The organism is Burkholderia sp. PvR073 (assembly GCF_054055695.1).
In genome coordinates, this window is the sequence record NZ_JBSRXO010000003.1 from 408,574 (window position 1) to 421,314 (window position 12,741).

Below are 12,741 nucleotides of genomic sequence, written 5' to 3' on the forward strand. Positions count from 1 at the left end.
TTACCTCGTGTGGCGGATGCGCGGATTCAGCACGCCGTACAGCAGGTCGACGACCAGGTTCACGACGATCACGAGCGTCGCGATCAGCAGGATGCCGCCCTGGACGACCGGATAGTCGCGACGGCCGATCGCATCGATCAGCCACTTGCCGACACCGGGCCACGAAAAGAGCGTCTCGGTCAGCACGGCGCCCGCGAGCAGCGTGCCGATCTGCAGGCCGATCACGGTGACGACCGGGATCAGCGCGTTGCGCAGCGCATGCACGACGACCACGCGCGCGGGCGACAGCCCCTTGGCGCGGGCGGTGCGGATGTAGTCCTCGCGCAGCACTTCGAGCATCGACGAGCGCGTCATCCGCGCGATCACCGCGAGCGGGATCGTGCCGAGCACGATCGCGGGCAGGATCAGGTGGCTGACCGCCGACTTGAACGCGCCTTCGTCCGGCGCGAGCAGCGCGTCGATCAGCATGAAGCCCGTCGGATGCGGGAAATCGTATTCGACCGCGATGCGCCCCGACACGGGCGTCCAGCCGAGATACGACGAAAACACCATGATGAGGATCAGCCCCCACCAGAAGATCGGCATCGAGTAGCCGGTGAGCGCGGTGCCCATCACGCCGTGATCGATGGCCGAGCCGCGTCGCAGCGCGGCGATCACGCCGGCCGGCAGGCCGACCGCGAGCGCGAACACGAGCGCGCACAGCGACAGCTCGACGGTCGCCGGGAAGCGCGCGAAGAATTCGCCCGCGACGCTGGTGTTGGTGATGATCGACGTGCCGAGGTCGCCGTGCACCGCACGGCCGATGTAGTGGATGTACTGCAGCGGCAGCGGCTGGTCGAGGCCGAGCCGTTTCATTGCCTCCGCATGCATCGCGGGATCGACGCCGCGCTCGCCCATCATCACTTCGATGGGGTCGCCCGGTATCAGGTGAATCAGCGCAAACGCCAGGATGGTGATGCCGATGAAGGTCGGGATCACCATGCCCACGCGGCGCAACACGAATGTGAACATGATGCGTCTCGTATTTTCTTGTGGGAAATGTGCGACCGGCGACGGGAAGCTTTTGGCCTCCCGCCGCCGGATGAATAGTGCCTTCTCGATCTATGCAGACAGCTTACACGGGCCGTATTACTTCACGCCGACACCGTCGAAGCGAGCATAGCCGAGCGGCTCGATGCGCATGTCGACCACGTTCTTGCGTACCGGCTGGTAGACCGTCGAGTTCGCGATCGGCGAGAACGGCAGCTGCTGCGCGAAGATCTGCTGAGCCTGCGTGTAGATCTTCGTGCGCGCGTCCTGGCCCGTCGTCGTGCGGCCCTTCTGGACCAGCTCGTCGAACGGCTTGTAGCACCAGTGCGAGAAGTTGTTGCCCTTGATCGCCTCGCAGCCGAGCAGCGTGCCGAGCCAGTTGTCCGGGTCGCCGTTGTCGCCCGTCCAGCCGATCAGCATCGTGTCCTGCTCGCCCGTGTGCGCGCGCTTGATGTACTCACCCCACTCGTACGTGACGATCTTCGCCTTCACGCCGATCTTCGCCCAGTCGGCCTGGATCATCTCGGCCATCAGGCGGGCGTTCGGGTTGTATGCGCGCTGCACCGGCATGGCCCACAGCGTGATGTCGAAACCGTTCGGGAAGCCTGCCTTCGCGAGCAGCGCCTTCGCCTTCGCGGTGTCGTACGCGGGCATCTTCAGGTTCTTGTCGTACGACCATTGGGTCGGCGGCACCGGCGCGGTGGCCGCCTGGCCCGCGCCCTGATAGACGGATTCGAGGATCGCCTTCTTGTTGATCGCCATGTCGAGTGCCTGACGCACCTCGAGCTTGTCGACCGGCTTGTGCTCGACGTTGTACGCGAGGTAGCCGAGGTTGAAGCCCGGCTGCGACGGCATGTCGATGCCCGAGTCGGCCTTCAGCGTCGCGATGTCGGCCGGACGCGGATAGCTCATCACCTGGCATTCGTTGCGCTTGATCTTCTGCACGCGCACGCCCGGGTCGGGCGTGATCGAGAAGATCAGCTTCGACAGCTTCACCGCGCCCTTCTTCCAGTAGTCAGGATTGCCGTCGAAACGGATCGTCGCGTCCTTCGTGTAGCTGCGGAAGATGAACGGGCCCGTGCCGACCGGCTTCTGGTTGATGTCGGCGGCCTTGCCGGCCTTCATCAGCTGGTCGCCGTATTCGGCCGACAGGATCGACGCGAATTCCATCGCCATGTTCTGGATGAACGGTGCGTTCGGTTCGGCCAGCGTGAACTTCACGGTGTACGGATCGACCTTCTCGACCTTCGTGATCAGCTTGTCGAGGCCCATGTCGGTGAAGTACGGGAACGACACCGGGTAGGCCTTGCGGAACGCCTGGTTCGGGTCGAGCATGCGCTCGAACGAGAACACGACGTCGTCCGCGTTGAATTCGCGCGTCGGCTTGAAGAAGTCGGTCGTGTGGAACTTCACGCCATGACGCAGGTGGAACGTGTACACCTTGCCGTCGGACGAAACGTCCCACTTCTCCGCGAGGCCCGGCTCGACCTTCGTGCCGCCGCGCTCGAATTCGACGAGTCGGTTGTAGACGGTGAACGTGGCGGCCGTGAAATCGACGCCGGTCGTGAATTGCGCGGAATCAAAACCCGCCGGGCTGCCTTCTGAGCAGTAGACGAGCGTTTTGTTCGGGATCTGTGCGAATGCAGAACCCGCGACGCCGAGCGATGCCGCTGCCACGCCTGCAATGGCGGTAACACGCAGGGTGTGCAACAGACGGTTGTATTCCATGTTTCCTCCAGGTTTCCAGATCGGAACCGGTCCCCCAGGGGCCGGGTACGCGGATATTACTTGAGCTATCGATTCTGCAACAAGCTGGAGAAAAAACTCTTCTAGACGCATCCACGCGGGTTTTTGCGGATGTCTGGCACGCGCGAAAAGTGCCTCTGCGCGCGCGGGCGGCCATTTCGCCGATCCGGCGCGTGTTTCCTTCGCCAACTAAACAATTCGTATGCGCAGGTAGCGGCACGTCGCGCCGTTTTGGGGCCATGGCGCGCGCATCGTTGCTGCCTTCGAAACGATGCGGCGCGCGCGCTGCGATGCGCGCTCAGGCCGGCGCGTCGAGATCCGCGCTGCGCGCGGGCACGAAGGCGACCGCGACGATCGACAGCGCGAGCCCCGCCATCACGTAATAGGTGGGCGCGAGCGGCGTGCCCGTCGCCTTGATCAGCCACGTGACGATGAACTGCCCGAACCCGCCGAACAGCATCACCGCGACGTTGTACGCGATCGACAGCCCGGTCGAGCGCACGTTGGCGGGGAACAGCTCGGCGATCATCGCGCCGAACGGCCCGTAGTAGCCCGCGAGCGTCACCGACAGCACGGCCTGCACCGCGATCAGCCGCCCGATGCTCGGCGCGGCGTCGAGCCACGCGAACAGCGGGTACATCAGCGCGAGCGTCAGCACGAGCGACCACAGCGACAGCCCCTTGCGGCCGATGCGGTCCGACCATGCGCCCGCGATCGGCGACAGCACCATCAGCAACAGATTGCCGACGATCACCGCGTAGAACGATTCCGCATACGGCAGCTTCAGCTGCTTCACCGCGAAGGTCGGCAGATAGCTGATCAGCACGTAGATCGTCACCGTCAGCGCGATCACCGAGCCGAGCCCGCACAGCACCTCGCGCGGATAGCGCGTGAACACTTCGCCGAGCGTCGCGCGGCGCGCGCTTTGCTGCGCATGCAGGAAGGCTTCGGAATCGGCGAGATGACGGCGGATATAGAAGCCGATCGGACCGATCACGAGCCCGAGGATGAACGGCACGCGCCAGCCCCAGCTGCGCAGCGCGTCGTGCGACAGCCCGCGCGTGATCGCCGCGCCGACCAGTGCGCCGATCAGCAGCGCGGCCGCCTGGCTCGCCATCTGCCAGCTGCCGTAGAAACCGCGTTTCGAGAATGGCGCGGCTTCGATCAGCAGCGCGGTCGCGCTGCCGAATTCGCCACCGGCCGAGAAACCCTGCAGCAGGCGGCCGAACACGATCAGGAGCGGGCCACCGATGCCGATCGCCGCATAGGGCGGTGCGATCGCGAGCAGGAAGATGCCGGCCGTCATCAGCAGGATCACGAGCGACAGCGCGGCCTTGCGGCCCGCGCGGTCCGCATAGAGCCCGAACACGATGCCGCCGATCGGGCGCATGAAGAATGCCACGCCGAACGTCGCGGTGGTCAGCAGCAGCGAAGAGTATTCACTGGTAGTCGGGAAGAACAGCTCGGCGATCACGACCGTCATGAAGCCGAACACCGTGAAGTCGTACCACTCGAGCGCGTTGCCGATCACCGCCGCCACGACCGCGCGGCGATTCAGCGCACGCTCGGGCCGGGCCGTTTTCGTTGAATTCGCAATCGTCGCCATGCGTGCCTCGTCCTCGTGAATTCGCCGTATCGGGCGGTGCGGCGCGCGGAGGTCCCGCGGCGCGCTGGTGTGCAGCGAGTGTAGAAAGCGACGGAACCGTTTTCAAGCATAAAAAACGCCCGCCATCTTCCGATGGCGGGCGTTTCGCGGTTTTCGCCACATTGCGGCACCGCACGATGCCGCTGCGCACGTCAACCCATCTTCGAGAATGCGCTGCACCAGCCCTTCGCCGACACCTGCTTGCCGGGGAACGCGCCGCACGGGCCCGAAGCGGAGCCCTTCTTGCCCTGGTACAGCATGCAGGCCGCGCAATCCTGGCCCGCTGCGTATTTCGGATACTTCGTCTTGTCGACCTTCGTGGCATCGGCCTTGTAGCCGAGCGCCACGGCGGTCGGATCGGTTTCCGACAGCATCGGCGCATCGGCCAGCGCTTCACGCGACAGCGCCAGCGCGGACACGGCGCCAATACTCGTGATCAGGAAACTCCGACGGGTTGTTTTCATGGGGGACTCGCTCCAACGTTATTGGTTTGAAAGCCGTTCTGTCGACAGCCGTCCGACAGAATAACCGCCAAGCGCACAAATGTGCGCGCCGAAATGCCGGAGATAAGGGATTTCGCACAGGGGCGTCGCACGTCGGCCCGGACCGGCGCCGCCCGTGTGCGTCACGCGTTTGACGTCATGTCGCCGACGCGCTGCGCGAGCGCGAGCGACGCGGTCAGCCCCGGCGACTCGATGCCGAACAGGTTCACGAGCCCGCGCACGCCGTGCTGCGCGCCGCCCTGCACGATGAAATCGGCCGGCGGCTCGCCAGGCCCCGCAAGCTTCGGCCGGATCCCGGAGTAGGCCGGCTGCAGCGCGTCGTCGGGCAGTTCGGGCCAGTATGCGCGGATCGACGCGTAGAACGCCTGCGCGCGCGCCGGATCGACCTCGTAGCGCAGCGCATCGACCCATTCGACGTCCGGGCCGAAGCGCGCCTGCCCGGCCAGGTCGAGCGTCAGGTGGATGCCGAGGCCGCCCCGGTCGGGCATCGGATACACAAGGTGCGAGAACGGCGCGCGCCCGGACAGGCTGAAGTAGTTGCCGCGCGCGAGATAGAGCGGCGGCACCCAGTGCGGGTCGAGGCCGCGCGTGCGGCGCGCGAGCGCCTGCGCGCCGAGGCCCGCGCTGTTGATCACGCACGCTGCCTCGATTTCGGTCGGCGTGTCGCCACCGGTGCGCACGACGAAGCGGCCGCCGCGCAGCACATCGATCGATTCGACCGGGGATTTCAGCGCGCACGTCGCACCGTTGCGCTGCGCGTCGCCGAGCAGCGCGAGCATCAGCTGATGGCTGTCGATGATGCCGGTGGACGGCGAGAACACCGCCTCCACGCAGTCGAGCGCGGGCTCGAGCGTCTGCGCCTCGGCGCGCGTGAGCGGCATCAGGTCGAGCACGCCGTTTTCCGCCGCGCGCGCGGCGAGCGCCTTCAACTGCTTCACCTGCGCGACGCTCGTCGCGACGATCAGCTTGCCGATGCGCCGGTGCGGCACATGATGCGTTTCGCAGAATTCGTACAACAGTTCGCGCCCGCGCACGCACGACATCGCCTTCAGCGTGCCGCGCGGGTAGTAGAGACCCGCGTGAATCACCTCGCTGTTGCGCGAGCTCGTACCCGTGCCGATCGCGTCGGCCGCCTCGAGCACGATCGTTTCGCGCCCGCGCGCGGCCAGCTCACGCGCAATTGCAAGACCGACGACACCTGCGCCGATCACCACACAATCCGTCTGCTCCATGGCGTTTCGCGTCGCTCACGCGTCGAGGGGAGAGATAGGAATTGTACGTCCCGGTTCGCCCGCTTGCCGAACCCATGTGTATCGGCATGTACGCGCGCGGTGCGATGCGTGCGGGCCGGGGCGAACCGTGCGCTGCCAGCTCAGAATCCGATCGGCCGGCGCTTCGCGGCCCCCTCGTCGGCGCGGATGTCGGATGGTGCGATCACGTCGCGGCCGTCGAGCCGCGCGGCGCCGAACGCATGCAGCAGCGCGCGGCGCATCGTGCGCGGCGGCGTCGCGGCCAGCACGTCGAGCGCGTCGTCGTCGAGCGTGTCGGGGAAGCGCCGCCCCCACGCGTGCGACGTGCGGATCTCGTCGTAAATCGTCTGCGCTATCCGCCGCGCGCCGGCCGCATCCGGCGGGGCGATCTCGTATATGTTCATCCGGTTCAGCAGCGGCTCCGGAATCGTCTGCGCTTCGTTCGCGGTCGCGATCCAGATCACGTTGCCCGCATCGATCGGTACTTCGGCGAATTCATCGACGAACGCGCGCGCCGTGTCGTGCTCGAGCAACGCGTACAGCGCGCCGAGCGGATCGTATTGCGCGTCGCTGCCGGCCTTGTCGATCTCGTCGACCGCGATCACCGGGTTCGCGTAGCTGCCGTTGACGAGCGCCTCGAACACCTTGCCGGGCTTCGCGTTCTTCCATTGCGACGACGCGCCCGACAGGATCCAGCCGGCCGTCAGCGAACTCATCGGCACGTAGTGGTACGCGGTGCCGAGCAGCTTCGCGAGCGCCTTCGCGAAATGCGTCTTGCCGATGCCGGGCGGCCCGAGCAGCAGGATCGGCATCAGTTCGAGCCGGTCGTCGGTCTCGAGGCACAGCGCGACCTGCTTGCGCACGTCGTCGAGCGGCTCGGTGAAATTGGGCAGTGCGTCGCCGAGTTCGTCGAACGACGGCATCCGGTTCGGCTTCACGCAAAAGCGCAGATTGCCGGTCTTGAGCATCCGCTCGTAGGTGGCGCGCAGTGCATCGCTCGCGCTCTCGTTCAGGTCGTTCAGCGCGGTCTCGACCTGCTCCAGGTCGTACACCGTGCTGAAGGATGCCACCGCCAGTTCCTGTTTCACCATCGCCGTCGTCATACCAACCTCGCTTCTGCTGCCGCCACACGACCATCAGACCCTTACGATTTCAGTGTAGCGATCCCGCATCGGCGCGCAAGCAAGCAGCCGTCCGAGTCTGCTGCTAACACCGCGCGCGCACTGCAGCGTCGCGCCGCGCGGCGTATGATCGACGGTTCACCGGCCGTCGCGCCGGCCTGGCCACGATCCGGACGCGATCGAAAACCGCCTCGTCACCGAGCGTGCGCGCGTCGTCGAGTTCGCGCGCTTTTTCGCTTGAAAACGCGTGACGCGCACCTACCTTTCGATCAGGACCGGAACGTGCTGCGAACCCGCTGCGACGCGTCCTGTCACACCACCGTCCAAATCGATCGGGCGTAAGATGTGCGTCCATTCCCCGCTACCCCGCGTTTCCGGAGAAGTTTCATGCTGAAACACGGCCTGGCCGTCCTGCTCGCGAGCGTCGCGCTCGCGGCCCATGCGCAGAGCCCCGCACCGGCCGCCGTCGCATGGGAGATCCAGGTGGTGCGTGACGGTCAGACGATCGACACGTTCCAGCAGCGCACCACCGTCGGTCAAACCCGCACCGACACCCATCGCTATCCGTCCGCCGTGCCCGTCGGCTGTGGCAATGCCGCGCGCGTCGTGCCGACCGAGCGCTCGCGCTCGGTGACGGTCGCGCCGCTCACCGTCGACGACGCCGCGCACACGGTGTCGCTCGCGCTCGACGTGCAGGAAACCCTCGACGACGAAAACGCGACGCGCCGCGATCCGTGCGTGCCCGCGTCGCCGCGGCAGATCGTCGCGAGCCATCCGGGGCTGTCGGTCGGCGGCGAGGCCTGGACCGACTGGACGCTCGTCGAGCAGCATCCGCACCTCGTCTACCGCGTGCGCGCGCACGTCGCGAAGGACTGAGCGCCATGTCCGCCGACGCCCTGTCCCTGCCGTTCGCCGAACCGCACGCCGCGCCCGACGAAATCACCGCGGTCAGCTGGAACCTGCACAAGGGCCGCTCACCGCTCGGCTTCACCGCGTGGAATGCGATGCGCAACTGGATGCAATCGACGCACGCGGATGTGTATTTTCTGCAGGAAGCGATGGCGCGCCGCATGCCGCGCCCGATGCTTGCATCCGGCTTCGGCGCACCGATCGACGACGCGGTCGACGACGTGTGGCACTGCCAGGCCACCGAGATCGCGCAGGCGCTCGACTGGCAGATCGCGCTCGGGCCGAACGTGTTCAAGCCGTCGTGGCGGCACGGCAACGCGATCCTGTCGCCGCATCCGCTCGACCTCGGCGGCCGCTGGGACATCTCCGCGCACCGCTTCGAGCGGCGCGGGCTGCTGGTCGCACGCGCGACGCTCGCCGGCGCGCGGCCCGTCACGCTGCTGTGCGCGCACCTCGCGCTCACGCGCGCGGCGCGGCTGCGCCAGATGCACTGGATAGCGCACTGGATCGTGCGCAACGCGGGCGACGACCCGCTCGTGCTCGCCGGCGACTTCAACGACTGGCGCAACGATTCGGTCGCGTTGTTCGGCGAGATCGGAATGTCCGAGGTCGCGACGCTGCTCGGCCAGTCGGGCCGCACGTTCCCCGCGTTCTCCCCGGCGCTCGCGCTCGACAAGATGTTCGTGCGCGGGCTGACGCCGCTCGAATGGCAGGCACCGTCCGGCGAAACCGCATGGCTGTCCGACCACCTGCCGTATATCGCGCGGCTGCGCCTCGATCCGCAGTGACGTCCTGACGCCCTGATACCACAACGCCGCAAGCGCGGTTGCACGGTGCGCGCTACAGTAACCAGTAACGCTTCGCCCGCCCGCTGCCCCGCCGTCATGAACTACCTCCCGATCCTGCTGCAAATCGCCGTCGTCTATCTCGTCGCGGCGATCACGCCCGGCCCGAACTTCTTCATGATTTCGCAGTTGTCGCTCGCGGGGCGGCGCAGCCTCGGCGCCGCGTCGGCACTCGGCGTCGGCACCGCATCGATCGCCTGGGCGACGCTCGCGATGCTCGGCCTCGCGGCCGTGCTGCACCAGGTCGAGTGGCTGTACGAGACGATCCGCATCGGCGGCGCCGTCTATCTCGTGTATTTCGGCATCAAGCTGCTGCGCTCGGGCGTGCGCCGCGACGCGGCGCCGGCCGACACCGTGGATGCGAGCGCGCCGCTGGCCGCGCCGCACCTGCGCGACTATCTGCGCGCGTATCGCAGCGGCCTGCTCACCTGCCTGACCAACCCGAAATCGTGCGCGTTCTGGACCAGCGTGTTCGCGGCGATGCTGCCCGCGCACGTGCCGCTGTGGTTCAACGGCGCGGTGCTGGTGACGATCGGCGTGCTGTCCGCCGGCTGGTATTCGTGCGTCGCGTTCCTGTTCGCGAGCCCGCGCGCGCAGCGCGGCTACCGGCGCGTGCGGCGCCCGCTCGACGCGCTGTGCGGCGCCGCGCTCGTCGGTCTCGGCGCGAAGCTCGCGGCCGATCGTTGAAAGCAAGTTGAAATGATTCGTTGCGCCAAATCCGCGCAGCCGGGCGGGTCAAGCCCGCATCTGCCCCAAGCAGGGTAAAATAACCAGTTCCTCAAACGTCTGTCATCGAGAAGGCGCGTGTCCGACGCGCCGGCCGGCCGATCCGCGATCGGGCCGACGCACTCGGTTTTTTTGCCCGTTTTTGGGCCCGTTACACGCGTTCGCTACGCGCGTCCGTTTTCAAAGCCATGAGCAAATACGACACCGCCACCGTCCAATCCGTCCATCACTGGACCGACACGCTGTTCAGCTTCACCTGCACCCGTGAGCCGAGCCTGCGCTTCAACAACGGCGAATTCACGATGGTCGGCCTCGAAGTCGACGGCAAGCCGCTCGCGCGCGCCTACTCGATCGTCAGCCCGAACTACGAAGAGCACCTCGAATTCTTCAGCATCAAGGTCCAGAACGGCCCGCTGACGTCGCGCCTGCAACACCTGAAGGTGGGCGACTCGGTGCTGATCGGCAAGAAGCCGACCGGCACGCTCGTCGCCGACAACCTGCTGCCCGGCAAGACGCTGTGGATGCTGTCGACCGGCACGGGCCTCGCGCCGTTCATGTCGATCATCCGCGATCCGGACATTTACGAACGCTTCGACAAGGTCATCCTGACGCACACCTGCCGCCTGAAGGGCGAGCTGGCGTACATGGACTTCATCAAGCACGACCTGCCGGGCCACGAGTACCTTGGCGACATCATCAAGGAAAAGCTCGTCTACTACCCGACGGTCACGCGCGAAGCGTTCGACAACGAGGGCCGGATCACCGACCTGATCGCGACGGGCAAGCTGTTCACGGATCTCGGCGTGCCGGCGTTCTCGCCGGAAAATGACCGCGTGATGCTGTGCGGCAGCACCGCGATGCTGAAGGACACGACCGACCTGCTGAAGCAGGCGGGCCTGGTGGAAGGCAAGAACAGCGCGCCGGGTCACTACGTGATCGAGCGCGCATTCGTGGACTGATCGATCCCCGAATTTGTGCGGCATCAAAAACCGGAGCGAAAGCTCCGTTTTTTTTTTCGTCCCCACTTGGCGAATTCGTAACAAACTGGGACCATCTCATCTCAAATAGTTACATTTTGATACGGACGGGCCCGGTGCTTTCGTGTCGGTGTTTTTCCTACAACAGCTTCGTTCCGATTATTCACATTTACCCTTAAATGTCCGCCCGACATGACTTTTTCAGAATTTTTGAGATATTATTCGGCCCGCGCGGTTGCTGCTCGAATGGTCATTGAAGGGTCGGATTCAAACGTTACAAGATGTAACTTTTGTTACTTCGGCATGGGGCGACTTTCTGGCGGCGGCCGTCATCGAAACGGCAGCCATTCCACGCAGCCAGCCGGTGTCTGAACCGCTTTCTGACAGCAGGGAGAGTCATGGATACGTCGCTCAACGCGCCCGCAGGCGCCCACGCCCCGTTCCCGTCGCGGCCGCTCGTGCATAGCTGCGACGCCGCCGCATCCGTGGCCGAAGCCCTGCCCAGACGCGACGTGTCCGCCACCCGGATCGCGGCGCTGTCCACCCAACTCATGGTTGCCGACGAAGCGGCCCGCCGCCATCTGGCCGGCGAGTTGCATGACGGGCTCGGCGCCGAACTCACCGCCGCCCGTCTCGCGCTCGCAAACGTTCAAACGTGGCTGCCGGCCGATGCGCCTGAAGGCTGCCTGCGCGCGCTCGAACTGGCGCAGCGGGCACTCGACGCCGCGACCGATGCCAACCGCCGCCTGATCGACGAGCGCGACACGCCGGCGCTCGACGGCGGGCTCGTCGGCGCGCTGTCGGCGTGGGTCGGCAGCCACGCGGCCCGCACCGGCCTGCGCACGAGTTTCGTCTGCGCGGCCGACGCACGGCTCACGCAGCTCGCCGGCGCGAGCGCCCTCGCGATCTTCCGCGTCGCGCAGGAAGCGCTGTCGAACGTCGCGAAGCATGCGCGCGCGGCGTCCGTCGACGTGCGGATCGACACGGACGGCTCGCATCTGTCCCTGATCGTGACTGACGATGGGACCGGTTTCTCCCGCCGCCGGCGTGTCGGCTACGGCCTCGCCGGCATGCGCGCACGCTGCGAGGCGTTCGCCGGCAGCTTCGACACGAGCGCGCCGGAATCGGGCCGCGGCACGCGCGTCACCGCGCGCTTCGCGTGGAACTCGCTGTTCGCCGTGCCGGCCGCCGCGCGCCGCGCATCGCTTTCGTGAGGTCGCGATGAGCCTGAACATCCTGCTCGTGGACGATCACGCGATCGTCCGGCAAGGGATCCGCCACCTGCTGATCGACCGCGGCGTCGCGCGCGAAGTGACCGAAGCCGAGACCGGCAGCGATGCGGTGGCCGCCGTCGACCGCCAGACCTTCGACGTGATCCTGCTCGACATCTCGCTGCCGGACACCAACGGCATCGAGTTGCTCAAGCGCATCAAGCGCAAGCTGCCGGGCACGCCGGTGCTGATGTTCTCGATGTACCGCGAGGACCAGTACGCGGTGCGCGCGCTGAAGGCCGGCGCGTCCGGCTATCTGTCGAAGACGGTGAATGCCGCGCAGATGATCGGCGCGATCCAGCAGGTCGCGGCCGGCCGCAAGTACGTGAGCCCGGCGATGGCCGAGGCGCTCGCCGAATACGTGTCGTTCGAGAACGAACCGCTGCCGCACGAGAAGCTGTCCGATCGCGAATACCAGACGCTCTGCATGCTGGCGTCGGGCAAGCGCCTCACCGACATCGCGAACACGCTGTCGCTGTCGGTGAAGACGGTCAGCGTGTACCGGTCGCGGCTGCTCGAGAAGATGCGGCTGTCGAACAACGCGGAACTGACGTTCTACGTGATGAGCAACCGGCTCGTCGACATGGCGCCCGCGTCCGGCGCCTGATCCCTCGGATTCACCGGAATCGCGCGACGCGCGCCGCGCCGGCCGGCCACGGGCCGGCCCCGGTCGCCGCACGCTGCGTGCAAGCGCTTGTTTTATCGGACGATTCCGCCGC

Annotated in this window: 12 protein-coding genes and 1 pseudogene; 7 read left to right on the top strand and 6 right to left on the bottom strand. The window is 66.5% G+C overall.

The annotated features are described in order from the left end of the window. The 6 genes from ACVK00_RS13600 to ACVK00_RS13625 all read right to left on the bottom strand — a co-directional run bounded on the left by ACVK00_RS13600 (position 1) and on the right by ACVK00_RS13625 (position 7,276). On the bottom strand, positions 1 to 1,011 hold the full coding sequence (locus ACVK00_RS13600; protein ID WP_228906123.1) for an ABC transporter permease subunit: 1,011 nt from the start codon (positions 1,009 to 1,011) through the stop codon (positions 1 to 3). Positions 1,012 to 1,128: 117 nt separating this feature from the next. Beyond that, on the bottom strand, positions 1,129 to 2,757 hold the full coding sequence (locus ACVK00_RS13605; RefSeq protein WP_175662019.1) for an ABC transporter substrate-binding protein: 1,629 nt from the start codon (positions 2,755 to 2,757) through the stop codon (positions 1,129 to 1,131). A gap of 316 nt (positions 2,758 to 3,073) precedes the next feature. Beyond that, on the bottom strand, positions 3,074 to 4,381 hold the full coding sequence (locus ACVK00_RS13610; RefSeq protein WP_228906124.1) for an MFS transporter: 1,308 nt from the start codon (positions 4,379 to 4,381) through the stop codon (positions 3,074 to 3,076). Between the two features lie 191 nt (positions 4,382 to 4,572). Next, complete coding sequence (locus ACVK00_RS13615; protein ID WP_006751923.1) at positions 4,573 to 4,884, bottom strand: high-potential iron-sulfur protein; 312 nt, start codon at positions 4,882 to 4,884, stop codon at positions 4,573 to 4,575. A gap of 161 nt (positions 4,885 to 5,045) precedes the next feature. Then, positions 5,046 to 6,155 carry an NAD(P)/FAD-dependent oxidoreductase gene (locus tag ACVK00_RS13620; RefSeq protein WP_228906126.1) on the bottom strand — a complete coding sequence of 370 codons (1,110 nt, stop codon included), beginning with the start codon at positions 6,153 to 6,155 and terminating at the stop codon, positions 5,046 to 5,048. A 140-nt stretch (positions 6,156 to 6,295) separates the two neighbouring features. Further along, positions 6,296 to 7,276 carry an AAA family ATPase gene (locus tag ACVK00_RS13625; protein WP_228906128.1) on the bottom strand — a complete coding sequence of 327 codons (981 nt, stop codon included), beginning with the start codon at positions 7,274 to 7,276 and terminating at the stop codon, positions 6,296 to 6,298. 178 nt (positions 7,277 to 7,454) lie between these two features. Here ACVK00_RS13625 and ACVK00_RS13630 point away from each other — a divergent pair. The 7 genes and pseudogenes from ACVK00_RS13630 to rqpR form a co-directional block, all read left to right on the top strand. Next, a pseudogene (locus ACVK00_RS13630) lies at positions 7,455 to 7,535 on the top strand (nitroreductase); the annotation flags it as partial. A 146-nt stretch (positions 7,536 to 7,681) separates the two neighbouring features. After that, the gene (locus ACVK00_RS13635; protein ID WP_284892990.1) at positions 7,682 to 8,170 is read left to right on the top strand and encodes a hypothetical protein; all 489 of its coding nucleotides are present in this window, start codon (positions 7,682 to 7,684) and stop codon (positions 8,168 to 8,170) included. Positions 8,171 to 8,175: 5 nt separating this feature from the next. Next, positions 8,176 to 8,991: an endonuclease/exonuclease/phosphatase family protein gene (locus ACVK00_RS13640; protein WP_228906137.1), complete on the top strand. Its 816-nt coding sequence runs from the start codon at positions 8,176 to 8,178 to the stop codon at positions 8,989 to 8,991. 96 nt (positions 8,992 to 9,087) lie between these two features. Next, a complete protein-coding gene (locus ACVK00_RS13645; RefSeq protein ID WP_284892987.1) occupies positions 9,088 to 9,735 on the top strand; it encodes a LysE family translocator in 648 nt (215 codons plus the stop codon). A 227-nt stretch (positions 9,736 to 9,962) separates the two neighbouring features. Then, positions 9,963 to 10,733 carry a ferredoxin--NADP reductase gene (locus ACVK00_RS13650; RefSeq protein ID WP_228906141.1) on the top strand — a complete coding sequence of 257 codons (771 nt, stop codon included), beginning with the start codon at positions 9,963 to 9,965 and terminating at the stop codon, positions 10,731 to 10,733. A gap of 416 nt (positions 10,734 to 11,149) precedes the next feature. After that, positions 11,150 to 11,965, top strand: a complete 816-nt coding sequence (rqpS, locus tag ACVK00_RS13655) for a quorum system sensor histidine kinase RqpS (protein WP_284892984.1) — start codon at positions 11,150 to 11,152, stop codon at positions 11,963 to 11,965. 7 nt (positions 11,966 to 11,972) lie between these two features. Then, positions 11,973 to 12,629, top strand: a complete 657-nt coding sequence (rqpR, locus tag ACVK00_RS13660) for a response regulator transcription factor RqpR (protein WP_228906144.1) — start codon at positions 11,973 to 11,975, stop codon at positions 12,627 to 12,629. The last annotated feature ends 112 nt before the right edge of the window (positions 12,630 to 12,741 follow it).

Excerpts from the sequence above, each read along its gene's own strand:
- ACVK00_RS13615 (WP_006751923.1), bottom strand. The coding sequence starts at position 4,884 with ATGAAAACAACCCGTCGGAGTTTCCTGATCACGAGTATTGGCGCCGTG.
- ACVK00_RS13645 (WP_284892987.1), top strand. The coding sequence starts at position 9,088 with ATGAACTACCTCCCGATCCTGCTGCAAATCGCCGTCGTCTATCTCGTC.
- rqpS (WP_284892984.1), top strand. The coding sequence starts at position 11,150 with ATGGATACGTCGCTCAACGCGCCCGCAGGCGCCCACGCCCCGTTCCCG.
- ACVK00_RS13635 (WP_284892990.1), top strand. The coding sequence starts at position 7,682 with ATGCTGAAACACGGCCTGGCCGTCCTGCTCGCGAGCGTCGCGCTCGCG.
- ACVK00_RS13650 (WP_228906141.1), top strand. The coding sequence starts at position 9,963 with ATGAGCAAATACGACACCGCCACCGTCCAATCCGTCCATCACTGGACC.
- ACVK00_RS13620 (WP_228906126.1), bottom strand. The coding sequence starts at position 6,155 with ATGGAGCAGACGGATTGTGTGGTGATCGGCGCAGGTGTCGTCGGTCTT.
- ACVK00_RS13640 (WP_228906137.1), top strand. The coding sequence starts at position 8,176 with ATGTCCGCCGACGCCCTGTCCCTGCCGTTCGCCGAACCGCACGCCGCG.
- ACVK00_RS13610 (WP_228906124.1), bottom strand. The coding sequence starts at position 4,381 with ATGGCGACGATTGCGAATTCAACGAAAACGGCCCGGCCCGAGCGTGCG.
- rqpR (WP_228906144.1), top strand. The coding sequence starts at position 11,973 with ATGAGCCTGAACATCCTGCTCGTGGACGATCACGCGATCGTCCGGCAA.
- ACVK00_RS13625 (WP_228906128.1), bottom strand. The coding sequence starts at position 7,276 with ATGACGACGGCGATGGTGAAACAGGAACTGGCGGTGGCATCCTTCAGC.
- ACVK00_RS13605 (WP_175662019.1), bottom strand. The coding sequence starts at position 2,757 with ATGGAATACAACCGTCTGTTGCACACCCTGCGTGTTACCGCCATTGCA.
- ACVK00_RS13600 (WP_228906123.1), bottom strand. The coding sequence starts at position 1,011 with ATGTTCACATTCGTGTTGCGCCGCGTGGGCATGGTGATCCCGACCTTC.